Here is a 24,560-nt window from a genome sequence, read left to right as displayed (position 1 = left end):
AGGTAGCAATGAAGGAATCAGACAAATATTTTTCAATTAAATCTAAGGATGTAGGTTTTGTTAGCCTCAAAGGGAAAAGTGGTGAAAGACTTGCTCTTATTGGATTAGATCCTGATCTTCCTCTTCCCGTAATTACTGAGAAACTGATCAAGGATTTAAGCAATTCGGGTGAAGATAAGGAGATATCCGTTGATCAGATAGTCGAGGGGATATCATATACTTTGGGTGCTGACGAGAACTTTCCCCACAAGAAAGATTATGTTAAAATCCTGAAATACTACAGTCCCGATATTGATAAGCTGCTGCTAAGGAAAGCTCTCGAAGAGCTTGATAATGGTGATTTGGTTACTAGCGGGATGTATCTTCGGACACTAAAACAATTGATCCCTTCACATGATGGTGATTTCTATTATGCAATTGTGCTTGAACGCCTTGCAGAGGAAATGCTTCAATCAGAAGACCCATCTAAGGGGATCAAGTTTCTGCAAGAATCAACCTTGATCCTTGAGAAGATCCTTGAAGAGGACTCTGAGTATTATCCAGCATATTACAAGCTTGGATATCACTACAGATACCACAATCAATTTGCAAAGGCGAAGTTAACCTGGGACAAGGTACTAAGTCTTGACCCTGATGAATTTAGGAAGGAAGAAATAAGGCTTCAACTTGAGTCCGTAGAAACTGATTACAGGATAGAGATGGCACTTTCCTATATGGATAACATGAAGTATGATCTGGCATTAGACCATCTTCTGAAGCTTTTACCAGCAGAATCCAAGAACTGGTATGTGAATTATTTGATCGGTCTGGCTTACAGAGGCTACGGGGATGTTGAGAATGCGATAGAGTACCTTAATATCTCATTAGAATTAAAAGATAATGTAGCAGACACCTATAATGAGTTGGGAATTTCCTATTTTAATGAAGGCGATATCGGTACAGCCATAGAAATTTTTACTGATGGTCTGGTAAAATGTGGAGAAGATTACAGATTATATTTCAATAGAGGTCTTGGAAGGCTCAACACTGGCGACTTTGATAGCGGTCTGCTTGATATAAGGACAGCTCATAAGCTGAATCCCAAAGATGAAGGTGTAAAAGCACAGCTGTATTCATTGGAAAACTACATGAAGGAAAAGGGAGGATCAATATGATAAAATCATTGGATGAGTTACTGGAACTTAAGGGTAACAAGATGAAGCTTGCTGTAGTTGCTTGCCAGGATGAAGACGTACTGGGAGCTGTCGTAGAAAGTGCGGAGATGGGGATAAGCGACCCTATACTCATAGGTTCAAAGCAGGAGACCTTCGATTTTGCAGAAAAGCTCGGTCTCGAGATATCAACCTTCAGATTCATTGAGAGTTCAAGCCTTGAAGAGGCTGCTGAAACGGGAGTAAGGCTCGTATCCGCGGGAGAAGCAGATTATTTAATGAAGGGCTTGGTCGATACTTCAATATTACTAAAAGCAGTGTTAAACAAGGAATGGGGATTAAGAACAGACAGCCTCTTAAGCCATGTCATGGTCTATGAAATCGGCACTTACCATAAGCTGCTCTATCTGACAGATGGTGGAATGAACCTCTATCCCGATGTTGAGGAGAAAGCAAAAATTATTGACAATGCATCAGTTGTAGCGAGAGCTATGGGTAATGAAAAGATAAAGGTGGCTGTTTTAGCTGCTAAGGAAAAGGTAAACCCCAAAATGCAGGCAACAGTTGATGCTGCTGAGTTGGAAAGATTGGGCAAAGAAGGAAGATTTGGAGATGATGTGATCGTTGAGGGACCGATGGCTTTGGATCTGGCATTGTCAAAAGAAGCGGTCCAGGTCAAGAGATTTCCCGGGGAAGTAGCTGGAGATGCGGATATTCTGCTTGTGCCAAATATTGAAATGGGTAACGGTATTGGCAAGGCAATAACATATTTGGCAGGCGGGAAATCGGCCGGCATAATCATGGGAGCAAAAGTTCCTGTAATTTTAGTCTCCAGAGCAGATGACAAGGAAACAAAACTTTACTCAATTGCACTGGGAAATATGATTGCCAAGTACTCAAGAGAAATGGCTAAATAGAGTCATCCTCCACCATAAAAACAAGGCATTTTCACATTAATTATTTATAAAAACCCGTTGACTTTGAGGATAAAAGGTGGTAACATTTATAAAGTCAGCACTACATTTGAGGATGCGTTAAAAAACCTAAAAAAACCTGTTGACACCGCTTAAGTATAGATGCTATACTAAGCAAGTCGCCTCAAGAGGGCGGCGAATGAACCTAGATAACTAAACAGTGTGAGAGCTTTGAATGAACCAAAGATTTCAATTTTTTAAGAACAAATAATATGAGCTAAATCAAACTATTAAATGAGAGTTTGATCCTGGCTCAGGACGAACGCTGGCGGCGTGCCTAACACATGCAAGTCGAGCGAAGTGACTCAGAGAGAAGTTTTCGGATGGATCGAAGAGTCATCTTAGCGGCGGACGGGTGAGTAACGCGTGAGAAACCTGCCTTTCACAAAGGGATAGCCTCGGGAAACTGGGATTAATACCTTATGAAACTGAATTACCGCATGGTAGATCAGTCAAAGCGAATAAGCGGTGAAAGATGGTCTCGCGTCCTATTAGCTAGTTGGTGAGGTAACGGCTCACCAAGGCTTCGATAGGTAGCCGGCCTGAGAGGGTGAACGGCCACACTGGAACTGAGACACGGTCCAGACTCCTACGGGAGGCAGCAGTGGGGAATATTGCACAATGGAGGAAACTCTGATGCAGCGACGCCGCGTGAATGATGAAGGCCTTCGGGTTGTAAAGTTCTGTCCTTGGGGAAGATAATGACGGTACCCAAGGAGGAAGCCCCGGCTAACTACGTGCCAGCAGCCGCGGTAATACGTAGGGGGCGAGCGTTGTCCGGAATTATTGGGCGTAAAGGGTTCGCAGGCGGTCTGATAAGTCAGATGTGAAAGGCGTAGGCTCAACCTACGTAAGCATTTGAAACTGTCAGACTTGAGTTAAGGAGAGGAAAGTGGAATTCCTAGTGTAGCGGTGAAATGCGTAGATATTAGGAGGAATACCAGTGGCGAAGGCGACTTTCTGGACTTATACTGACGCTGAGGAACGAAAGCGTGGGGAGCAAACAGGATTAGATACCCTGGTAGTCCACGCCGTAAACGATGAGTGCTAGGTGTTGGGGGTCAAACCTCGGTGCCGCAGCTAACGCATTAAGCACTCCGCCTGGGGAGTACGTACGCAAGTATGAAACTCAAAGGAATTGACGGGGACCCGCACAAGCAGCGGAGCATGTGGTTTAATTCGAAGCAACGCGAAGAACCTTACCAGGGCTTGACATGCCGCTGACCGGTGCAGAGATGCATCTTTATCCTTCGGGGTACAGCGGACACAGGTGGTGCATGGTTGTCGTCAGCTCGTGTCGTGAGATGTTGGGTTAAGTCCCGCAACGAGCGCAACCCTTGTCTTTAGTTGCCATCATTAAGTTGGGCACTCTAAAGAGACTGCCGATGACAAATCGGAGGAAGGTGGGGATGACGTCAAATCATCATGCCCTTTATGTCCTGGGCTACACACGTGCTACAATGGTCGGTACAACGAGAAGCAAGTCAGCGATGGCAAGCAAATCTCTAAAAGCCGATCCCAGTTCGGATTGCAGGCTGCAACTCGCCTGCATGAAGTCGGAGTTGCTAGTAATCGCGGATCAGAATGCCGCGGTGAATGCGTTCCCGGGTCTTGTACACACCGCCCGTCACACCATGGGAGTTGTCAATACCCGAAGCCAGTGAGCTAACCAGTAATGGAGGCAGCTGTCGAAGGTAGGGGCAATGACTGGGGTGAAGTCGTAACAAGGTAGCCGTATCGGAAGGTGCGGCTGGATCACCTCCTTTCTAAGGAAGATTTCAGGATAAGTATCTCGCACTGTTTGTTATATATAATTCACAATGCACAAATCACAATGCACAATTGTGAAATGTGAATAGTGAATTAAATTAACTTGGCAAGCCAGAGGCAAACTGGCCTTTGAACAAAATTGTTCATTGTCAATTGTCAATTGCGTAGTGCCCAGCAATAGAAATATCCAAAATCTATGATTTTGACATATTTCATTGACAGGGTATTAATTGATTACGGGGGTGTAGCTCAGCTGGGAGAGCACCTGCCTTGCAAGCAGGGGGTCAGGAGTTCGATCCTCCTCATCTCCACCAAGAGATCCAATGCACGATGAACAATGCACAATGCACAATTAAAAGAAGTCATCCTGAGCGAAAGCGAAGGATCTTAGGTTTAGACTTAAGAGAATGACCCTGATAACTGTGAACTGTGAACTGTGAACTGTGAATTGTCTCAACTGAACATTGAAAACTAAATCTAAGAAGAAGAACAAACATGAAATAGGTCAAGTTATTAAGAGCATAGGGCGAATGCCTTGGCACCAAGAGCCGAAGAAGGACGGGATAAGCACCGAAATGCTACGGGGAGTCGCAAATAGACGTCGATCCGTAGATATCCGAATGGGGGAACCCACTTGAGCAACCCTCAAGTACTCATGACCCAATAAAATAAGTCATGAGAGGTAGACCAGGGGAACTGAAACATCTAAGTACCCTGAGGAAGAGAAAGAAACATCGATTTTCAAAGTAGCGGCGAGCGAAATGGAAAGAGCCCAAACCTGATTTATCAGGGGTTGAGGACACAGCAAAGGAATGAATGATCCATAGTCGAAGAAAGCTGGGAAGCTTTGCGAAACAAGGTGATAGCCCTGTAGACGAAATGGAAGATTCACAGGCTGTGCTCCAGAGTACCACGGGACACGAGAAATCCCGTGGGAAGCAGGGAGGCCCACCTCCCAAGGCTAAATACTACTTGGTGACCGATAGTGAACAGTACCGTGAGGGAAAGGCGAAAAGAACCCCGGGAGGGGAGTGAAATAGAACCTGAAACCCTATGCTTACAAGCAGTGGAAGCACGTTAAAAGTGTGACCGCGTACTTTTTGTAGAACGGGCCAGCGAGTTATGATATGCAGCGAGGTTAAGTAATTAAGTTACGGAGCCGTAGGGAAACCGAGTCTTAACAGGGCGGATATAGTTGCATGTCATAGACCCGAAACCGGGTGACCTATCCATGGGCAGAGTGAAGTTTTAGTAAAATAAAATGGAGGCTCGAACCCGGTAGCGTTTAAAAGCTATGGGATGACCTGTGGATAGGGGTGAAAAGCCAATCGAACTCGGAGATAGCTGGTTCTCCTCGAAATAGCTTTAGGGCTAGCCTCAAGAATGGATGAGATGGAGGTAGAGCACTGAATGGTCTAGGGGCACATAGTGTTACCAAAACCTATCAAACTCCGAATGCCATACTCATAAGCTTGGGAGTCAGACTGTGGGGGATAAGCTTCATAGTCAAAAGGGAAAGAGCCCAGATCACCAGCTAAGGTCCCAAAATACTGATTAAGTGGTAAAGGATGTGAGGTTTCACAGACAACCAGGATGTTGGCTTAGAAGCAGCCATACATTTAAAGAGTGCGTAATAGCTCACTGGTCGAGAGACCTTGCGCCGAAGATTTCCGGGGCTAAAATCAGATACCGAAGCTGTGGGATGTATAAATACATCGGTAGAGGAGCATTGTGTAAGGGACGAAGGTGTACCGAAAGGAGCGCTGGACATTACACAAGAGAGAATGCTGGCATAAGTAGCGAAAGGTGAGTGAGAATCTCACCCGTCGAAAACCTAAGGTTTCCTGAGGAAGGCTCGTCCACTCAGGGTAAGTCGGGACCTAAGCCAAGGCTGAAAAGCGTAGGTGATGGACAACAGGTTATGATTCCTGTACTGGAGGTATTCGTTAACAGAGAAGTGGGGACGCAGGAGGATATGCAGAGCGTGCGGTTGGAAGAGCACGTCTAAGCACGTAGGGAGAGAAGACAGGCAAATCCGTTTTCTTAATGATCCTGAGGTGTGATGGGGATCGAAAAACAAGTAGAGAAGCTGCAGACTCCACACTGCCAAGAAAAGCCACTATCGAGAATATTTTCACCCGTACCGCAAACCGACACAGGTAGGTGAGGAGAGAATCCTAAGACGAGCGGAAGAACCTTTGTTAAGGAACTCGGCAAAATAGCCCCGTAACTTCGGGAGAAGGGGTGCCATTTGGAGTGGATATCATACGATATATAAGCTTTGGATGGCCGCAGTGAAAAGGCCCAAGCGACTGTTTACCAAAAACACAACTCTCTGCTAAGTCGAAAGACGAAGTATAGGGGGTGACACCTGCCCGGTGCTGGAAGGTTAAGGGGAATGCTTAGAGGAAACTCGAAGGTGTGAACTTAAGCCCCAGTAAACGGCGGCCGTAACTATAACGGTCCTAAGGTAGCGAAATTCCTTGTCGGGTAAGTTCCGACCCGCACGAAAGGTGTAACGATTTGGGCACTGTCTCAACAAAGGATCCGGTGAAATTGTAGTACTCGTGAAGATGCGAGTTACCCGCGACAGGACGGAAAGACCCCGTGGAGCTTTACTGCAGGCTGACATTGGATTTTGGCATTGCATGTACAGGATAGGTGGGAGGCATAGAAGCAAGTGCGCCAGTATTTGTGGAGCCGTCCTTGGGATACCACTCTTGTGATGCTGAAATTCTAACCTGGCACCGTGAAACCGGTGTGGGGACACTGTCAGTTGGGCAGTTTGACTGGGGCGGTCGCCTCCTAAAAAGTAACGGAGGCGCTCAAAGGTTTCCTCAGCACGGTCGGAAATCGTGCGAAGAGTGTAAAGGCAGAAGGAAGCTTGACTGCGACACCAACAAGTGGAGCAGGAACGAAAGTTGGACTTAGTGATCCGGTGGTACCGCGTGGAAGGGCCATCGCTCAACGGATAAAAGCTACCCCGGGGATAACAGGCTTATACCCCCCAAGAGTCCACATCGACGGGGGTGTTTGGCACCTCGATGTCGGCTCGTCTCATCCTGGGGCTGAAGTAGGTCCCAAGGGTTGGGCTGTTCGCCCATTAAAGAGGCACGCGAGCTGGGTTCAGAACGTCGTGAGACAGTTCGGTCCCTATCCGTCGTGGGCGCAGGAAATTTGAGAGGAGCTGTCCTTAGTACGAGAGGACCGGGATGGACAAACCTATGGTGAATCAGTTGTCTTGCCAAAGGCATGGCTGAGTAGCTAAGTTTGGACGGGATAAGTGCTGAAGGCATCTAAGCACGAAGCCCCCCTCAAGATGAGATTTCCCATCACGGAAGTGAGTAAGACACCAGGAAGACGACCTGGTAGATAGGTCTCAGGTGAAAGAGCAGCAATGCTTGAAGCTAAGAGATACTAATATGTCGAGGACTTGACCTAAACCAATGCACAATGCACAATTGTGGAAGTAAGGATTTAGGGTCTAAGACCCAAGAGAATGACCCAAGTAATTGTGAACTGTGAACTGAGAATTGTGAATTGAAAGAAGTAATGTTTGTTCTTAGAAAGATTTAGTTTTCGTCTGGTGACGATAGCAAGAGGGAGACACCTGTACCCATACCGAACACAGAAGTTAAGCCTCTTAACGCCGATGGTACTTGGTTGGAAACGACCTGGGAGAGTAGGAAGTTGCCAGACTAATGACCTAACATAGCGAACGGAAGTAAGCTTTAGCAGGTCAGATGTCGCGCAGTCCAAATCTATGATTTGGCAAACGCAGCCGACTCTATTCTTAGGTAGCTCAATGGCGGAGCAACCGGCTGTTAACCGGTAGGTTGTGGGTTCGAGTCCCACCCTGAGAGCCAGAGTATGCCGGGGTGGCGGAACTGGCAGACGCACAGGACTTAAAATCCTGCGACCCTTAAAGTCGTACCGGTTCGATTCCGGTCCTCGGCACCATAACTCTATGGCATAAAAGGGTTAAAAAATTGACGCGGGATGGAGCAGTCTGGTAGCTCGTCGGGCTCATAACCCGGAGGTCGTAGGTTCAAATCCTGCTCCCGCAACCATAATTTACTCCGTAGGAAATCAATTGCGGAGTGCCAGGTTGGTGCAACCATTATATTTAACTTGGCGGCGTAGCTCAGTTGGCTAGAGCATGCGGTTCATACCCGCAGTGTCAGCGGTTCAAATCCGTTCGCCGCTACCACATTTTAACTAAAAATATAGGCCCTATGGTCAAGCGGTTAAGACACCGCCCTTTCACGGCGGTAACCCGGGTTCGAGTCCCGGTAGGGTCACCATTAGTGGGCGCATAGCTCAGTTGGGAGAGCACCTGCCTTACAAGCAGGGGGTCACAGGTTCGAGCCCTGTTGTGCCCACCACTTACATCAATGAACAATTTATAATGCACAATGCACAATTAAAAAATCACCTTCTGTCACAAAATCACAGGGTATTCTGAAATAATTGTGAACTGTGAATTTAGAATTGTGAATTATAACTATCATTGGCCTGGTAGTTCAGTTGGTTAGAATGCCAGCCTGTCACGCTGGAGGTCGAGGGTTCGAGTCCCTTCCAGGTCGCCAATTTTCAATTGACAGTGTACAATTGACAATTGACAATTGAAACATAACAAATATTTTAAGGATAATTATTTAATTGTCAACTGTCAATTATGTAATTGTCAATTGCTTAAGCTGGCGTAGCTCAATCGGCAGAGCAACTGACTTGTAATCAGTAGGTTGGGGGTTCAATTCCTCTCGCCAGCTCCATTGAAGTACTCCATAGGAAATCGTTAGGTGTCCTTTAGGATTGATGCATAGCAAGGGAATAGATATGGAGGAGTTCCCGAGTGGCCAAAGGGGACGGACTGTAAATCCGTTAGCTAAGCTTTCAGTGGTTCAAATCCACTCTCCTCCACCAAATAAACTTAATAAATATGCGGGTGTAGCTCAGTGGTAGAGCCCCAGCCTTCCAAGCTGGTTGCGAGGGTTCGATTCCCTTCACCCGCTCCACCAAAATCTAAAAGTTTATAAACATGCACCTATAGCTCAGTAGGATAGAGCAACGGACTTCTAATCCGTGTGCCGGGGGTTCGAATCCTCCTAGGTGCACCATAGTGTTGGGGTGTAGCCAAGTCGGTAAGGCACTAGACTTTGACTCTAGCATTCCACAGGTTCGAGTCCTGTCACCCCAGCCATTTTTAACTAGTTAACCTATACTGCATGCAGTATATTTTTTTACCAATAATATAATATGATCCATTAGCTCAGTCGGTAGAGCACCTGACTTTTAATCAGGGTGTCCCGCGTTCGAGTCGCGGATGGATCACCATTTGGAGAGGTACCGAAGCGGTCATAACGGGGCGGTCTTGAAAACCGTTAGGGCTTTGCGGCCCACGTGGGTTCGAATCCCACCCTCTCCGCCAAAAGGAGAAGTACTCAAGTGGCTGAAGAGGCTCCCCTGCTAAGGGAGTAGGTCCTGATAAGGGGCGCGAGGGTTCAAATCCCTCCTTCTCCGCCATAAGATGGGGGCCTTTAGCTCAGTCGGTTAGAGCGCCCGGCTCATAACCGGTAGGTCCGGGGTTCGAGTCCCTGAAGGCCCACCAACTACAAATTTGTAGTTACCTGCCCAGATAGCTCAGTCGGTAGAGCAGTGGACTGAAAATCCACGTGTCGCTGGTTCGATTCCGGCTCTGGGCACCATCCCATCTATTCACAAGCTGCAATTTTTCAAAACATCTTATGATGAGTTTGATGGATTGATTTGTGAATTATTTTAATACAGGGGCGTAGTTAAACGGTATAACAGCGGTCTCCAAAACCGTCGATGAGGGTTCGATTCCTTCCGCCCCTGCCATTTTATTTAACAAGGACTTGTAGCTCAGGCGGTTAGAGCGCACGCCTGATAAGCGTGAGGTCGGTGGTTCGAGTCCACCCAGGTCCACCACCATTTGTCATTAATTTGATAAATGGGCCTTTAGCTCAGTCGGTTAGAGCGCCCGGCTCATAACCGGTAGGTCCGGGGTTCGAGTCCCTGAAGGCCCACCAAAGAGAAAAACTCATCGAATGATGAGTTTTTCTGTTTTAAACCAATATAGATAATAGATGCTCTCTGATCAGTGTTTTGATATTGCCGATATTCAGATTTTTCCCAGATGATACTATCACATATCCGCTTGGTATACTCATATCCATATTTGAGAAGCATTCTTCAGTGAATTCCAGATTGCTTATATCGATCAGAGCAACCTCAAGCTCATTTTCATTTGTTGCATAGATTAGCTCATAGGATATAGTAAAAGTATTGTCATCTCTTAGGTCGATTGACCATCCTTGTGCATAAAAGCGTATAGGCATATTATAATCAGAGGTATAGCTACCATTTATGGTCAACATCTCTCCAGTAATTCCAAGCTCAACGATATGGAGATCTATTATATGGTCATTGTCCAAGATACTTACTTTTTTACTATCATGAATGATCCGTATCAGACTTAGCAAACCAGGCATAGAGCATAGATCATCATGGTTATGTCTTAATATGATTTCTCTTAAATAAGAAGAGCCGGTTTCTGTGAATTCTTTGTAGAAATCAATACATTCTTTACCTGTATACTGATCCTTGCGAAAAATTCCTAAGTTCTCTTCAACTGTTCTCAGCTTAAGATTTGGAAGGTTGAAAAAGATACTGTTGTTCTTAAGCAGCTTAAAGAGATCCAAAGATTCTATAGGAGGCATAGAGATACGATTCTTATCCATTCTAGCCTTTATAAAAGGAATATCAAAGGCATCCCCGTTATAGGTGACGACAAGGGATCTTGCATTCACATAAGGTAGAAGGGCTAAAAGTATATCTTTTTCTTCTGAAGAGTTTTCAGCAAATAGCTGCTCTATAAACCATTCCTTACTTTCTGTGTCATAGTAGGCAAGACCTATAAGATATATCCAGTTATATTTGCTTGAAAGTCCTGTGGTTTCAATGTCCAGGATCAAAAGCTTCTTAAGGTCGATAAATGGATATTCTCCTGGATTAGGACTGATGGGCATCTTAAGTATTTTCATAAATCATAGCTCCTTATGTTTTGGGATGCAAATATTGCTTTTACTGATAGGAAAAATAGTATACAATAATTATATCATATAATCGGGAGGAAGCTAATTTGGAAATAGAGACTAAACAGAGGAAAACCATAGGTTCAGTTATAAAAGCCATAGAGATAATAAATTATATTGCTGAAAGCGAGCACGAAATGGGTGCGACTGAAATCAGCGAGGGTTTAGGCTATGGGGTTAGCGCAACCTATCATTTGCTGAATACCCTTAAAGAGTCAAACTTTATCACGCAGAACGAGAGGACTAAAAAATATCAGCTTAGCCTGAAATTGTGGCAGCTGGGTATGAAGGCATTTAGCCAGAACAATCTTGGTACAGCACTGAGACAATTCCTGGTGAGGCTTAAGAAAGAAACAGGAGAGACGGCCAATCTTACAGTTCTGGATAGGAAATCAATTGTTTACATTGCGCAGGAGGAAAGTGACAAACTAATAAAAATGTTTACAAAAACAGGAGCTACTGCACCATTACATTGCACAGCATCCGGGAAGATATTTCTTGCTTATATGGATGAAATCAAAAGGGACGAGATCCTCAAGGGCTATGTAATGACTAAATTCACCGATAATACTATTACCACAAAGAAGCAGCTTTTCAATGAATTGAAGGAGATAAGAGAAAAGGGCTATGGTTTTGACGTAGAGGAAAGAGATGATGATGTGTCATGTGTGGCAGCTCCCGTATTTGGAGCCAACGGTGAAGTATTGGCATGCATTTCGATATCTGGACCTCATACCAGGTTTACTGAAGCAAATAAACTCAAGTGGACTGAAATTATATTGCAGGTGTCAAAGGATGCATCTGCGTTCCTGAACAACGAAAAATAGCTAACAATTTTACCGCCTCAGCTATTTTATTAGTCTGAGGCGTTGTTGTATTCTCGAGAAAAAATGTCAGATTGTAGTCTCGAATAGCTCTCTGATTTTATCCATATCATTGGTCATTCCAAGTAAGAGCATTAGTTTGATTCTAGCTTTTTGTCCAGGAAGATTCCCTCCAAATATGACCCCCATATCTCTTAAATGCTTACCTCCACCTTCATACCCATAGGTATACAAGACCCTCCCGGTATTGCATCTCGATACAAGAACGACAGGGATAGAAGCGATTATTGCTTGCTTTATCCCGCTTATCATCTGTGGGGGTACATTACCTCTGCCAAGACCCTCAATCACTATACCCTTATAACCAGACTGGATATAAAAACTGAAGATATCTGAACCAAGTCCCGGTACAGCTTTTATCAGAGCTACTTTTTTCTCAATCTTATCTGTTTGTATCCTTTGTCTGTCGGGCATGTTTCTGTAATAAATAACTTCATCATTATCTACGATACCAAGAGGCCCAAATTCCGGAGATTTGAAGGTATCCAGGGACAAGGTATTTGTCTTTGTAACCTGGCTTGCTGCGTTCACTTCATTATTCATAACTACCAGAACACCCTTGTCCCTTGACTTGGGAGAAAGAGCTGTACATATTGCTGCTGCAAGGTTGCTTGAGCCGTCATATCCGAGCTCTGAGAAATTTCTCATTGCTCCTACAATTATAACCGGCTTTGGCGTATCAAGTAGAAGGTCAAGAAGATAAGCTGTTTCTTCAAGAGTATCAGTACCATGGGTTATTATTATTCCTGTTATAGATTCGTTCTCGGAAAGCTCCTTGGTTTTTTTATAGAGCTCCATCATTATATCTGGAGTAATATGAGGACTTGGCAGATTTGAGAAATTTATAATCTCCAGATCAGTCAAGTCTCTGACATTTTTAATCATCCCAAGGATCTCATCCGCATTCAGTGCTGGTATAGCTGCATGGAGATCTGGATCTATCTTCATAGCTATTGTTCCACCTGTAAAAATCATGGCGAGCTTGTGCTTCATCATATCCTCCACATTACCATTTACAATTTTGATAAGCCTATAGAATAAAGTCCCCAATTAAATAGTATCATGAATTAGATAAAAAAAGAAGACTCCGCATTTGGAGTCTTTCATCCCATTTACACAGGATGGAACAAAACCGTTCAAAAGGGGTATTGGGAATAGAGATCTTACTTGAGGTTACCAGGGGGATAACCTCATATAGATTATAGCAAATATGATGAATTGATGCAACGGCATATTGATATTTATTATCAATAATCCAGAAAACAGTTTAAAATGGGGAAAATATTGGATATAATGATAAGGTGAAGTAAATGGAAGGAGCGATATCATGGATAAAGCTGTCAGAGCTTTGCAAAAGAATGGTTTTGATGTGAGGGTTTTTGATACAAAAGAAGAGGCTGTGTCTGCATTGATGGAAGATATCAAAGTTGATGAGCCCGTTGGGTTGGGAGGTTCCATTACTCTTCAGGATATGAAGATATATGATCATTTATCTGAAAGAGGGAACACTGTATATTGGCACTGGAAAGCCGAGGATAAGGGTGCTGCACTAAGAGATGCAGCCAGCTCGAAGGTTTACATAACAAGCACGAATGCAGTTACTGAGGATGGAAAGCTGGTTAACAAAGACGGAACTGGAAATAGGGTTTCATCTATGTTCTATGGCCATGAGAGAGTATATATAGTAGCGGGTAAAAACAAAATAGTGAGAAATTACGGGGATGCTATTTATAGAATAGAACACACTGCGGCACCTATGAATGCAAAAAGGCTTAACCTTACAACGCCATGCGTTTACACTGGTGTATGCAGCGACTGCGATTCTCCTCAAAGAATTTGCAATGTTGAAACTGTTATCAATAAAAAGCCTGGTGGCGTTGGGAAGATAGTTATTTATCTGGTCAATGAAGACTTGGGTTATTAAGAGGTGAGACATTGATTTATCTTGATAATTGTGCAACTACCCGTCCCAGACCTGAAGTCGTTGCTGCAGTAGAAAGGACAATGGCCGAGGAGTTTGGTAACCCATCCTCACTTCACAGACTCGGCCTAAGAGCAGAAAAGCTTGTGAAGGAAGCGAGAAATCGTACTGCCGATTTTCTGAAGGTTCAAGAAAGTGAAATATACTTTACATCCGGCGGTACTGAGAGCAACAATATTGTGGTCCAGGGAATAGCAAGTATTAAATCCAGCAAGGGGAAACATATTGTAACCACATCAATAGAACACCCAGCTGTTATGAACACACTAAAGTACCTGGAAAAAAAAGGATTCGAAATAACATGGCTCAGAAATGATCATCTTGGAAAGATAGACATCGGCGAATTGAAGGAGTCACTGAGAGATGATACTATACTTGTTACAGTGATACATGTCAATAACGAGGTAGGCATCATCCAGGATATTGAGGAAATTGGGAAAGCACTAAGCACTGAAAAATCAAAGCCTCATTTTCATCTTGATGGAGTGCAATCATTTGCGAAGCTGCCATTGTCTTTAAAAGCATGGGGCGTTGACAGCTATGCATTCAGTGGTCACAAACTTCATGGACCAAAGGGTATAGGGGGACTGTATCTGAACTCTAAGGTTAACCTACCTCCCTTGCTTTTCGGTGGAAATCAGGAAAGAGGCTTACGATCAGGAACTGAAAATGTCCCGGGCATTGTGGGACTTTCCACAGCCTTGTCATTTGTTTCTAAAGACAGTGCTCGAGAGTTTGCCCATGTCAATAATCTAAAATCATTGATGATAGAGCTTCTAATTGAAGGCATTCCGGAAATAAAGATCAATTCACCTGTAAATCCATTATTTTCTCCATATATATTGAATGTTTCAATCCCGTGGACCCGGGGAGAAATAATGGTTCATAGCCTGGAGGATAAGGATATTTACGTGTCAACCACTTCCGCGTGTTCCTCAAAAGGTAAGAGTAAAAGCCATGTTCTTGAAGCAATTGGCCTGGATGATAAATGTATTGAGGGAACACTGAGAATAAGCTTTTCTCATGAAAACACTGAGGATGACATTCGCATCGCGGCCAGAGAGATAACAAATGCAGCAGTTGAAATCAGAAGTATAATGAGGAGATGATCAGTTGGACAGGGTTTTAAGTGTCAGCCTGGGAGAGGTTGTTCTCAAGGGTTTGAACAGAAAGTATTTTGAGGACAAGCTGATTAAGAATATCAGGCGTGCCTTGGAGGGCCTCGTCGATATATCCATTTACAAAGAGCAGGGGAAAATTTATATCGAAGGACTTGAAGGCTACGAAGAAATAGCAACCAATAGACTTAAGAAGGTATTTGGACTTGTTTACATCAGCCCATGTATCAGAACTACAACAGACATGGAGGACATGAGACAAGCTGCGTTATTGGCAGTCAAAGAATTCACTGATCAGGTGGACAAAGCATTTACTTTTAAGGTGGATGTAACCAGGTCAGATAAAAGATATCCTCTCAAGTCGCCTGATATATCGAGAGATATAGGTGGTTATATTCTGAAGAACTCAGGAAATCTTAGGGTGGATGTCCACGCACCTCAAATACTTGTGAAAGTTGATGTTAAGGAGAAAGGATATGTTTATACTAAGCGCGATAAGGCCTTTGGAGGTCTGCCGGTAGGGACAAATGGGAGAGGCCTGCTCCTTTTATCAGGGGGGATCGACAGTCCTGTAGCAGGATTCTTAATGGCAAAAAGAGGAGTAGATATTGACTGTATCCATTTCCACTCCTATCCTTTCACCTCAGAAAGGGCTGAGGAAAAGATATATGATCTTGCAAGGATAATGGCAAGATATACGGGACCATTAAAAATTTTCAGCGTCAATCTTCTGAATATACAGAAGGAAATCGGGAGAAGCTGTCCTGAGGATGAAATGACCATAATATCGAGAAGATTTATGATGAGGATAGCTGAGAAGCTTGCAGCTCCCAGAGGCTATGATGCATTGATTACTGGGGAGAATTTAGGACAGGTAGCCAGTCAAACTATCCAAAGCGTAGATGTGATCAACAGGTCTGTGGAAATTCCAATCCTAAGACCCTTGATAGGAATGGATAAAGTCGACATAATCAAGTGGTCCAAGGATATAGAAACATATGAAACCTCTATACAGCCATTTGAGGATTGCTGCTCAGTTTTTCTTCCAAAGCATCCTGTGACGAAACCAAAGCTTATTGATATATTGAATTCTGAGAGTAATTTGGATATCGATGGATTGATAGAGGATGCATTATCTAACCTGAAGATAGTAAACATAGAATAAAATTTGTTAAAAAATCAGAACCGAAAGGTTCTGATTTTTTGTAGTACATTGGTAAACTTCAAGTTTAGTTAAATGAAGCCATAATTTGGTTTTTCACATAGAGCAAACTGTTTCAGCGATTATTTTTATTGACACTGACACTTGCCTAAACTATAATCAAATGGTGAGTGTTTAGTGACTATAAACAATTTGTTTAGTAATATATGATTTTCAGGGGGGTGTGTTATGAATATCGGAGAAAAAATAAAGGCACTTCGGGTAAAGAAAAATCTTACGCAAGAGGAACTGGCAGACAGGTGTGAGCTTACAAAGGGTTTTATATCACAGCTTGAAAGAGACCTCACATCTCCTTCAATCGCAACTCTTATGGATATATTGGAAGGCCTTGGGACGAACCTAAAAGATTTCTTCAATGAAGCTACGGAGGAAAAAATAGTATTTCGCAAAGAAGATGCCTTTGAAACTATAAATGAGGAGTTAAAGTACACCTTAAGATGGATAATACCGAATGCTCAGAAAAATTTAATGGAGCCTATCCTCATAAGTCTGCAGTCAGGAGGAAAAACAAAGGAGGACTACCCTCATGAAGGTGAGGAGTTTGGATATGTGCTCCAAGGGAATATCTACGTAAATCTGGGTGCTGAAAAACACAAGGTAAAAAAGGGCGAAAGCTTCTATTACAGGACTAATAGTGACCATTCAATATCAAACGCAGGGAAAACTGAAGCAACATTTATATGGGTGAGCACACCTCCTAATTTTTAGTAAGGAAGTGATATAATGACGAAATTTCATGCAATAGATTTGATCGATATCTCAAAGGATTTTGGAGACTCAACTGTTCTTGAGAATATGAATCTATATATTCGCCAAAATGAATTCCTTACGCTGCTTGGACCCAGCGGGTGCGGAAAGACTACTACTTTAAGGATTATCGGTGGCTTTGAGGCCCCCACTTCCGGGAAAGTGATATTTGAAGGCGAGGATATAACAAAGCAACCTCCATACCTTAGACAGATCAATACTGTATTCCAGAAGTACGCTCTCTTCCCTCATCTAAATGTATTCGAGAACATCGCTTTTGGTCTTAGGATTAAAAAAACGCCTAAAGATGACATAGCTCTTAGAGTCGCTGAGATGCTAAGGTTAGTAAACCTTTCAGGCTATGAAAAGAGAGACATAGAATCTTTAAGCGGAGGTCAGCAGCAAAGAATAGCAATAGCAAGGGCACTTGTAAATGAACCAAAAGTCTTGCTCCTGGATGAACCGCTGGGAGCCTTGGATCTAAAGCTGAGAAAAGAAATGCAGATGGAGCTAAAGAAGATTCAAAAAAGCGTCGGAATTACATTTGTCTATGTTACACATGACCAGGAGGAAGCACTTACCATGTCTGACACCATAGTAGTTATGGACAAGGGCAGGATACAACAGATAGGGACACCAACCGATATTTATAATGAACCCAGGAATCGATTCGTAGCAAAATTCATCGGGGAAAGCAATATAATTGAAGGCACCATGCTTGAGGACTATAAAGTAGAATTTGCTGGTAAAATATTTTCTTGCGTCGATAGAGGCTTTGAAAACAATGAGCCTGTTGATATAGTAATAAGACCTGAAGATCTTGACATAGTACCTTTAGAGGAGGGGCAGATCACCGGGAGGGTTATTAGTGTTACATTCAAGGGTGTTCATTACGAGATGGAAGTACAAAACGGCAGCTTTACCTGGACAATACATTCCACAGTAATGAAGGGAATTGATACAGAAATTGGTATGAGGGTAATCCCTGAGAATATTCATATAATGAAGAGGAGTGTGTATGATGAAAATTAGAAACACTGCCTTCCCTTATTTCATATGGCTTGGGATATTTATAGTAGTACCTTTGTTTCTCGTATTATATTTTGCCTTCACAACAGGCGACAGTCAGACGTTGTCGGAATTTACTTTCAGCTTGGATAACTACAAGAGATTTCTTACACCGATATATCTTAATGTCTTTTACCGGTCAGTTTGGCTTGCTGTATTATCTACTGCAATATGTCTGGTTCTGGGGTATCCCATAGCATTCATAATCAGCAAGGAAAAAGCAAAGACAAGAAATGTTATGGTGTTGATGCTGGTCATTCCAATGTGGATGAACTTTTTGTTGAGGACATATGCATGGCTTACCTTGCTTGGTAAAAACGGGATAATAAACTATATTGCAGGGAAGCTGGGTTTTCAGGGACTGGATCTGTTATATAATGACACAGCCGTTCTTCTTGGTATGGTTTACAATTTTCTTCCATTTATGGTGCTTCCCATTTTTTCTGTAATGTCAAAAATGGATAGAAATTTGATAGAGGCTGCTGAAGACCTCGGTGCCGACAGGCGACGAACATTTCTTAAGGTTATTTTCCCATTAAGCCTTCCAGGCGTAATAACAGGTATAACCATGGTATTTATCCCTGCTGTAAGCACCTTTGTCATATCAAGCCTTCTGGGTGGTAATAAATCAACACTTATCGGTAACCTTATTGAACAACAGTTCAGGTATACGGGAGACTGGCACTTTGGATCATCAATGTCAATAATACTGATGGTATTTATTTTTCTTGCAATGGCATTGACATCAAAATTCGACAAAGAGAAGGAAGGCGAAGGAGGTGGAGGCTTATGGTAGAAAAGAGTATCAAAAGGCTTTATACATTCATGATTTTTTTATTTCTCTACGCTCCTATAATAGTGTTGATAGTTTTTTCCTTTAATGACTCCAAATCCAGGGGAGTATGGAGTGGTTTCACTCTAAGATGGTATTTTGAATTATTTAAGGACAGGGAGGTTCTTAGAGCACTATATTATACAATTTTTATAGCCATAACATCATCTCTGATCTCAACCATAATTGGAACCTTTGCTGCAATAGGGATCTTCGGTATGAACGGATTTGGGAAAAAATTAGTTTTGAACCTAAATTATCTGCCTGTCCTGAATCCGGATATTGTGACAGCTGTCGCATTGATGACGCTTTTCAGGTTTGTAAAGCTGGAGTTTGGTGTTTTAACGATGCTTTTGGCACATGTTACATTCTGCCTTCCTTATGTTATACTATCAATCCTGCCAAAGCTTAAGCAGATGAACAGACACCTTGCTGAGGCAGCTATGGACCTTGGAGCAACTCCTTTGTATGCATTAAGAAAAGTAGTGCTACCTGAGATCATGCCCGGGATAATAACAGGAGCCCTCCTGGCTTTTACATTGTCTATCGATGACTTTGTTATAAGCTTTTTCACTACAGGGCATGGGATATCGAATCTGAGCATAACAATTTTTTCCATGGCCAGAAGAGGTATCAATCCAATTATAAACGCACTTTCAACTCTTATGTTTATCATAATGGTATCATTGCTTCTGATTATAAATTATCGAACAGAAAAGCAGGAAAAATCTTTAGTAGAAAGAAGGTAGTCAAATGAAGAGAAGAATAGGATTTATCTTGATACTGACTTTGGTCATCTCAGTGCTCGCATCAGGATGTGGGAGCAGCAAACCCTCAATAAACGTCTACAACTGGGGAGACTATATAGAACCAGAGGTATTGAGGATGTTTGAAGAGGAATATGGAGTTAAGGTAGTATATGACACATACGCTACAAACGAGGACCTTTATATCAAGCTAAAGCAGGGTGGCAGCAGTTATGATGTTATAATACCTTCTGATTACATGATAGAGAGAATGATAAAAGAAGATTTACTGGCTAAAATCAATATGGACAATATAGATCAGCTGAGCAATGTAGACGAAAAATTCATGGGGCTTGACTATGATCCTACCAATGAGTATTCAGTCCCATACATGTGGGGCACCGTAGGCATAATCTACAACAAGTCAATGGTTTCGAGGCCATTGACCAGTTGGGCAGATCTGTGGGATGAAGAATTTTCTGGCCAGATCATAATGCTTAATAGTCAGAGGGATACCCTGGCAGTTGCACTTAAGAAGCTGGGCTATTCAATGAATACAAGAGAGATCAAAGAGCTTGAGGAAGCCAGAGATGAGTTGATCGCTCAGAAACCTTTGGTTTACGCTTACCTTGGAGATGAAGTCAAGGGTGTAATGACAGGCGGAGAGGCAGCTATAGCTGTGGTATGGTCCGGAGATGCTGTGGCAATGATGCAGGAAAATGAAGACCTGGAGTATGTTTTGCCATCAGAGGGAACCAATCTGTGGTTTGATGCTATGGTGATCCCAAAGAATGCAAAAAATCAATCGGATGCCGAGAAATTTATCAATTTCATGACAAGACCGGACATAGCTGCAATCAATGCGGAGTATATAGGCTATTCATCACCGATTCCTGCAGCCGTAGAAATGCTTCCGGAAGAAATTCAGAATAGTCCCGTAGCTTATCCTGCAGATGAGCTGCTGGAAAACACAGAAATTTTCAAGGATCCTCAGGATATCCTGTTCGAATATGACCGTATATGGACAGAAATAACAAGTGCACAATAAAATTAGTGTGGCTGCCTAATTATAAGGTAGCCATCTCTTTTTGATTAGTGCTATAATAATACATAGATAGTCTGTTATACCTGACAAAACAGGAGGGGATCGCGTGAATCTTAGTTTTTTTGGAGCAACTGAAATGGTAACAGGTTCTAATTACATGCTTACAACTGAGAACCATAATATTCTGATAGACTGTGGAATGTTTCAAGGGAACCAGGAAAAAGAGAAGATGAATTTCCGAGAGTTTCCTTTTAATCCTGCTGAAGTGGATATCTTGATTTTAACTCATGCACATATCGATCACAGTGGCAGGATTCCCAAGCTTGTCAAGGAAGGCTTCAGAGGCAGAATAATATCAACTAAGGCAACATATGATCTTTGTACCATAATGCTACTGGACAGCGCTAAAATTCAGGAATCAGATGCTGAATGGGACAACCGGAAAAGACAAAGAGCTGGTCTGCCTATGATCGAGCCATTGTATACAAGTGAAGATGCTGAACAAAGCCTCAAGTACTTTGAAACATACCTTTATGAACAAAAAGTGGATATAAATGGAGAAATCTCCTTAAGGTTTAGAGATGCAGGGCATATTCTCGGGTCATCTATTCTCGAGTTATGGATTAATGATAAAGGTGTTTCAACAAAGCTGGTATTCTCGGGAGACATAGGAATGCCTGGCAGGCCTATTATCAATACACCGGAATTTATTGAGGATGCTGACTATCTGATTATGGAATCAACATACGGCGACACGATCCATCCACCATTTAAGGAAAGCACTGAGAAAATGATCAGGATCATCGACGAAACTGCTGAAAGGGGAGGCACAGTCTTAATTCCATCATTCGCTGTTGGCAGGACCCAGGAGCTGATATACGAATTAAACCATTATTATGAATATGGCGATATCGAACAACACATGAGAGTTCCAATTTACATTGACAGTCCTATGGCTGTAAATGCTACAGAGATATTCCAAAAAAATTCAGGAAGTTTCAATAAAGAGACGCAAGAGCTTATATTGAGCGGTGATAACCCATTTTCCTTCGACAATCTTCATTATGTGAGGAGCCAGGAGGAGTCCATGGCGCTGAACAAATCTTCGTATCCAAAGGTAATAATCTCAGCAAGTGGGATGGCTAATGCGGGACGAATAAGGCACCACCTAAAGCATAATATATGGGATCCGAAGAATTCTCTGATATTTGTTGGGTATCAGGCTGAAGGGACTCTTGGAAGGATATTGCTTGATGGGGTTAAGAGAGTCAAGATACTGGGTGAAGAATTAAACGTTGCGCTTCAGATCCATAATCTGGAGGGATTTTCCGGTCATGCAGATCAACCATTTCTTCTGAAATGGTTGGGAGAGTTTAAGAAAAAACCGAGAAAGATATTCCTTGTTCATGGTGAAAAAGAGGTTTCCCAAATATTTGCCAAAGAAATAGAGAAAGCATATGGCATCAATTGCATAATTCCTAAGCTTGGGAACACATATAGCGTGGCAATCGATGCTATAGAGGTAGAAAAGGGGATCACCCTGGAGCCGGAGATACTTAAGGAGCAAATATCTAAGGAGCTTGAAAGTGTTTATAATCAGTTCAATGCGCTGATCAGCAGATCGAATGGATTATTTGACGAAAAACTTCTTGAGAAGGATTTTGATCTACTAAAAAATAAATTACTTGAGCTTCAGGGACAATTAATGGATTTAAATATGATGATAGGGAAATAGGAGGCTGAAATGAAATATATAACTAATCTTTCTAATGATCCACATTACAACCTGGCATTTGAAGAGTTTTGCTTCAAAAATCTCCCTGAGGGAGAAGACTATGTCTTTCTCTGGATAAACGGTCCAGCAATAATAGTGGGTAAAAATCAGAACACTATAGAGGAAATCAACCAGGAGTATGTAAGAGAGAATGAAATAAAGGTAGTCCGCAGAATAACCGGAGGAGGAGCTGTATATCATGACCTTGGTAATCTTAACTTTTCGATCTTTACAAAGTCTGACGGTAAAGAACGAATAGATTTCGGACAAATAAACATACCTATATTAAAGTCGCTTGAGCGATTTGGTATCGAAGCCAAGTTGTCGGGTAGAAACGACTTGACTGTCGATGATAAGAAGGTTTCAGGCATCGCTCAGTCAGTATGGAAGGGCAGAATTCTCAATCACGGAACGATATTATATGATACTGATTTGACGGTACTTTCAAAGGCCTTAAATGTAAGGGCTGATAAATATGAATCCAAGGGCGTGAAGTCTGTCAGGTCGAGAGTTACCAACATAAAGCCATACATGAAGCACGATGTAGACATAATAAAGTTTAAGGAGATGCTGCTGGATTATATATTTGAGTATGCCGGAGAGGAAAAGAAGGAATATTTCCTATCGGCTGAACAGCTTCAAAGTATTGACGCTCTTTATAAGGAAAAGTATACCACCTGGGAATGGAATTATGGGGAATCACCTGACTTCGGGGTTAAGAACTACAGAAAGTTCCCGGTTGGCGGAGTTGAGGCAAGGATACAGGTCAAGTCTGGTGTTATCAATAATATAAGGATCTTCGGCGATTTTTTCGGAACCAGGGACGTAGCCGAGCTGGAAAGTGTTCTAAAGGGAACCAAATATGAAAGGGAAAGTTTGGAGGAATTATTTGGAAGCATTGCCTTGCAGGACTTCTTCGGTGCAATAGATAACAATGATTTTATTGAGCTTTTAATCGAATAATATTCCGGGAGATGAAAAATTGGACATCGGGGATGAAGTAATAATTAAGAATGTTGAAACCAAGAGCGACTTGAAGCAGTTTGTGGACCTTCAATTCAGGCTTTACAAGGGTGATCCGGGGTGGGTACCTCCGTTAAGATCAGACCAGTTAAAATATGTTGCTGGAGCAGGTAATTATTTAAATCAGGCAGGGCCAAGTACTAAATTACTGGCATTGAAAAATGGCGAGGTAGTAGGCAGACTTCTGGTAGGTATCAATGAGGAGTTGAATCATGATAAAGGGCTGAAGTCCGGTTATTTATCATTATTTGAATCGATCGATGATGAGATGGTTTCAACTAAATTACTTGATTTTGCAGAAGAATGGCTGAAGGGTAAGGGAATGGACCACATGAAAGGCCCATTCTCACTCCCGGGTGGTGATGACAATCGAGGATTTCTTCTGGACAATTTCAAGGACCCCACAATGATCATGAACACCTACAATAAAAGCTATTATCCAAGGATGTTTGAGAACTACGGATTCGAGAAGTATCACGATGTATTTGCCTATATAAGCGACAGCAAAAATGGGAATATTAAAAGGTACGAAAAGCTTGTGCCTTATGCGATGGAGAAAAATCATTTTACTGTTGATAAAATCCGGTTGAAGGAAATTCAGTTGGAGATGAAGGATGTAAAGGAGATAATTGATAAGGCCATGCCCAAGGAGTGGCTCGATTTTATTCCTCCTAATGATGAAGAAATCCAGCTAATTGCTAAGCAGCTGGTACCCTATGCAGATCCTGACCTGATATACATCGCAAGAAATCTTAAAGGAGAGCCCATAGGCTTCAACATTGCTCTTCCTGACTACAATGAGGTTTTGTCCAAAATGAATGGAAGCCTGTTTCCCCTTGGAATATTTAAGTTTCTATACTACCGAAGGAGGATCAAGGGCTTGAGGTTTTTTGTTTTGTTCGTGGTTCCGGAGTATAGGAATAAGGGTGTTTCATCAGCAATCTATTACCATATTTTTAGATCCGCTGTCGAAAAGGGATATACCCATGTTGAGGGCTCTACGATCTGGGATTACAATGAACCAATGAAGCTGGACATCGAAAAATACGGCGGTAAGATTTACAAAACCTACAGGATATATACGAAAAAAATCAATAAATAATGGGG

At 42.5% G+C, this 24,560-nt stretch carries 16 protein-coding genes, 21 tRNA genes and 3 rRNA genes; 38 read left to right on the top strand and 2 right to left on the bottom strand.

The window, feature by feature from the left end; translation table 11 throughout:
* The first annotated feature begins 8 nt into the window (after positions 1 to 8).
* From EC328_RS06980 to EC328_RS06855, 26 genes are all read left to right on the top strand, one after another.
* Positions 9 to 1,154, top strand: coding sequence for a tetratricopeptide repeat protein (locus EC328_RS06980; RefSeq protein ID WP_128426106.1), 1,146 nt, complete (start codon positions 9 to 11; stop codon positions 1,152 to 1,154).
* Positions 1,151 to 2,068: a bifunctional enoyl-CoA hydratase/phosphate acetyltransferase gene (locus EC328_RS06975; protein ID WP_128426105.1), complete on the top strand. Its 918-nt coding sequence runs from the start codon at positions 1,151 to 1,153 to the stop codon at positions 2,066 to 2,068. The genes EC328_RS06980 and EC328_RS06975 overlap by 4 nt, the downstream gene beginning before the upstream one ends.
* A 287-nt stretch (positions 2,069 to 2,355) precedes the next feature.
* A 16S ribosomal RNA gene (locus tag EC328_RS06970) occupies positions 2,356 to 3,891 on the top strand.
* A 242-nt stretch (positions 3,892 to 4,133) separates the two neighbouring features.
* A tRNA-Ala gene (locus EC328_RS06965) sits at positions 4,134 to 4,209 on the top strand.
* Positions 4,210 to 4,398: 189 nt separating this feature from the next.
* Positions 4,399 to 7,336 (top strand): 23S ribosomal RNA (locus tag EC328_RS06960).
* A gap of 141 nt (positions 7,337 to 7,477) precedes the next feature.
* Positions 7,478 to 7,594, top strand: a 5S ribosomal RNA gene (gene rrf / locus EC328_RS06955).
* Together the 16S, 23S and 5S rRNA genes with 21 tRNA genes alongside form the textbook arrangement of a ribosomal RNA operon.
* A gap of 92 nt (positions 7,595 to 7,686) precedes the next feature.
* A tRNA-Asn gene (locus EC328_RS06950) sits at positions 7,687 to 7,761 on the top strand.
* A 6-nt stretch (positions 7,762 to 7,767) separates the two neighbouring features.
* Positions 7,768 to 7,855, top strand: a tRNA-Leu gene (locus EC328_RS06945).
* A 33-nt stretch (positions 7,856 to 7,888) separates the two neighbouring features.
* Positions 7,889 to 7,965 (top strand) — tRNA-Met (locus EC328_RS06940).
* A gap of 63 nt (positions 7,966 to 8,028) precedes the next feature.
* A tRNA-Met gene (locus EC328_RS06935) sits at positions 8,029 to 8,105 on the top strand.
* A gap of 19 nt (positions 8,106 to 8,124) precedes the next feature.
* Positions 8,125 to 8,199: transfer RNA gene (locus EC328_RS06930), tRNA-Glu, on the top strand.
* 5 nt (positions 8,200 to 8,204) lie between these two features.
* Positions 8,205 to 8,280: transfer RNA gene (locus EC328_RS06925), tRNA-Val, on the top strand.
* A 127-nt stretch (positions 8,281 to 8,407) separates the two neighbouring features.
* Positions 8,408 to 8,484 (top strand) — tRNA-Asp (locus tag EC328_RS06920).
* Between the two features lie 110 nt (positions 8,485 to 8,594).
* A tRNA-Thr gene (locus EC328_RS06915) sits at positions 8,595 to 8,670 on the top strand.
* A 66-nt stretch (positions 8,671 to 8,736) separates the two neighbouring features.
* Positions 8,737 to 8,821: transfer RNA gene (locus EC328_RS06910), tRNA-Tyr, on the top strand.
* Between the two features lie 18 nt (positions 8,822 to 8,839).
* Positions 8,840 to 8,913: transfer RNA gene (locus EC328_RS06905), tRNA-Gly, on the top strand.
* Between the two features lie 25 nt (positions 8,914 to 8,938).
* Positions 8,939 to 9,015: transfer RNA gene (locus tag EC328_RS06900), tRNA-Arg, on the top strand.
* A 6-nt stretch (positions 9,016 to 9,021) separates the two neighbouring features.
* Positions 9,022 to 9,098, top strand: a tRNA-Gln gene (locus EC328_RS06895).
* A 58-nt stretch (positions 9,099 to 9,156) separates the two neighbouring features.
* Positions 9,157 to 9,232: transfer RNA gene (locus EC328_RS06890), tRNA-Lys, on the top strand.
* A gap of 3 nt (positions 9,233 to 9,235) precedes the next feature.
* Positions 9,236 to 9,326, top strand: a tRNA-Ser gene (locus EC328_RS06885).
* Between the two features lie 3 nt (positions 9,327 to 9,329).
* Positions 9,330 to 9,421 (top strand) — tRNA-Ser (locus EC328_RS06880).
* 8 nt (positions 9,422 to 9,429) lie between these two features.
* Positions 9,430 to 9,506: transfer RNA gene (locus tag EC328_RS06875), tRNA-Ile, on the top strand.
* 21 nt (positions 9,507 to 9,527) lie between these two features.
* A tRNA-Phe gene (locus EC328_RS06870) sits at positions 9,528 to 9,603 on the top strand.
* An 80-nt stretch (positions 9,604 to 9,683) separates the two neighbouring features.
* Positions 9,684 to 9,757: transfer RNA gene (locus tag EC328_RS06865), tRNA-Trp, on the top strand.
* Between the two features lie 13 nt (positions 9,758 to 9,770).
* Positions 9,771 to 9,847, top strand: a tRNA-Ile gene (locus EC328_RS06860).
* Between the two features lie 24 nt (positions 9,848 to 9,871).
* Positions 9,872 to 9,948: transfer RNA gene (locus EC328_RS06855), tRNA-Ile, on the top strand.
* Positions 9,949 to 9,984: 36 nt separating this feature from the next.
* Here the strand turns inward: EC328_RS06855 and EC328_RS06850 are convergent.
* Positions 9,985 to 10,962 (bottom strand): ribonuclease H-like domain-containing protein, encoded by a 978-nt coding sequence (locus EC328_RS06850; protein WP_128426104.1) that lies wholly within the window; start codon positions 10,960 to 10,962, stop codon positions 9,985 to 9,987.
* Between the two features lie 98 nt (positions 10,963 to 11,060).
* Between EC328_RS06850 and EC328_RS06845 the strand changes: the two genes are divergently transcribed.
* Entirely contained in the window at positions 11,061 to 11,840 is a 780-nt protein-coding gene (locus EC328_RS06845; RefSeq protein ID WP_128426103.1) for an IclR family transcriptional regulator, read from the top strand.
* 66 nt (positions 11,841 to 11,906) lie between these two features.
* On the opposite strand, the gene EC328_RS06840 is transcribed toward EC328_RS06845, so the two are convergent.
* On the bottom strand, positions 11,907 to 12,890 hold the full coding sequence (locus EC328_RS06840; protein ID WP_128426102.1) for an asparaginase: 984 nt from the start codon (positions 12,888 to 12,890) through the stop codon (positions 11,907 to 11,909).
* A gap of 334 nt (positions 12,891 to 13,224) precedes the next feature.
* On the opposite strand from EC328_RS06840, the gene EC328_RS06835 reads away from it, so the two are divergent.
* The 11 genes from EC328_RS06835 (at position 13,225) to EC328_RS06785 (ending at position 24,555) form a co-directional block, all read left to right on the top strand.
* Positions 13,225 to 13,821: a lactate utilization protein gene (locus EC328_RS06835; protein WP_128426101.1), complete on the top strand. Its 597-nt coding sequence runs from the start codon at positions 13,225 to 13,227 to the stop codon at positions 13,819 to 13,821.
* Between the two features lie 11 nt (positions 13,822 to 13,832).
* Complete coding sequence (locus EC328_RS06830; protein WP_128426100.1) at positions 13,833 to 14,987, top strand: cysteine desulfurase family protein; 1,155 nt, start codon at positions 13,833 to 13,835, stop codon at positions 14,985 to 14,987.
* Positions 14,988 to 14,991: 4 nt separating this feature from the next.
* On the top strand, positions 14,992 to 16,161 hold the full coding sequence (gene thiI, locus EC328_RS06825; RefSeq protein ID WP_128426099.1) for a tRNA uracil 4-sulfurtransferase ThiI: 1,170 nt from the start codon (positions 14,992 to 14,994) through the stop codon (positions 16,159 to 16,161).
* Positions 16,162 to 16,386: 225 nt separating this feature from the next.
* Positions 16,387 to 16,926 carry a helix-turn-helix domain-containing protein gene (locus tag EC328_RS06820; protein ID WP_128426098.1) on the top strand — a complete coding sequence of 180 codons (540 nt, stop codon included), beginning with the start codon at positions 16,387 to 16,389 and terminating at the stop codon, positions 16,924 to 16,926.
* A gap of 15 nt (positions 16,927 to 16,941) precedes the next feature.
* Positions 16,942 to 17,997, top strand: a complete 1,056-nt coding sequence (gene potA, locus EC328_RS06815) for a spermidine/putrescine ABC transporter ATP-binding protein (protein ID WP_128426097.1) — start codon at positions 16,942 to 16,944, stop codon at positions 17,995 to 17,997.
* Positions 17,987 to 18,829, top strand: coding sequence for an ABC transporter permease (locus EC328_RS06810; RefSeq protein ID WP_128426096.1), 843 nt, complete (start codon positions 17,987 to 17,989; stop codon positions 18,827 to 18,829). Before potA ends, EC328_RS06810 begins: the two co-directional genes overlap by 11 nt.
* The gene (locus EC328_RS06805; RefSeq protein ID WP_128426095.1) at positions 18,823 to 19,614 is read left to right on the top strand and encodes an ABC transporter permease; all 792 of its coding nucleotides are present in this window, start codon (positions 18,823 to 18,825) and stop codon (positions 19,612 to 19,614) included. The genes EC328_RS06810 and EC328_RS06805 overlap by 7 nt, the downstream gene beginning before the upstream one ends.
* A gap of 4 nt (positions 19,615 to 19,618) precedes the next feature.
* Positions 19,619 to 20,659, top strand: coding sequence for an ABC transporter substrate-binding protein (locus EC328_RS06800; RefSeq protein WP_128426094.1), 1,041 nt, complete (start codon positions 19,619 to 19,621; stop codon positions 20,657 to 20,659).
* Positions 20,660 to 20,762: 103 nt separating this feature from the next.
* A complete protein-coding gene (locus EC328_RS06795; RefSeq protein ID WP_128426093.1) occupies positions 20,763 to 22,391 on the top strand; it encodes an MBL fold metallo-hydrolase RNA specificity domain-containing protein in 1,629 nt (542 codons plus the stop codon).
* Between the two features lie 9 nt (positions 22,392 to 22,400).
* On the top strand, positions 22,401 to 23,393 hold the full coding sequence (locus EC328_RS06790; protein WP_128426092.1) for a lipoate--protein ligase: 993 nt from the start codon (positions 22,401 to 22,403) through the stop codon (positions 23,391 to 23,393).
* A 19-nt stretch (positions 23,394 to 23,412) separates the two neighbouring features.
* The gene (locus EC328_RS06785; protein WP_206363826.1) at positions 23,413 to 24,555 is read left to right on the top strand and encodes a GNAT family N-acetyltransferase; all 1,143 of its coding nucleotides are present in this window, start codon (positions 23,413 to 23,415) and stop codon (positions 24,553 to 24,555) included.
* Positions 24,556 to 24,560: the final 5 nt, after the last annotated feature.

This window comes from Gudongella oleilytica, assembly GCF_004101785.1.
GTDB lineage: Bacteria > Bacillota > Clostridia > Tissierellales > Tissierellaceae > Gudongella > Gudongella oleilytica.
Note: the sequence above shows the minus strand (reverse complement) of the source record. Positions and strands in the feature narration are given on the sequence as shown.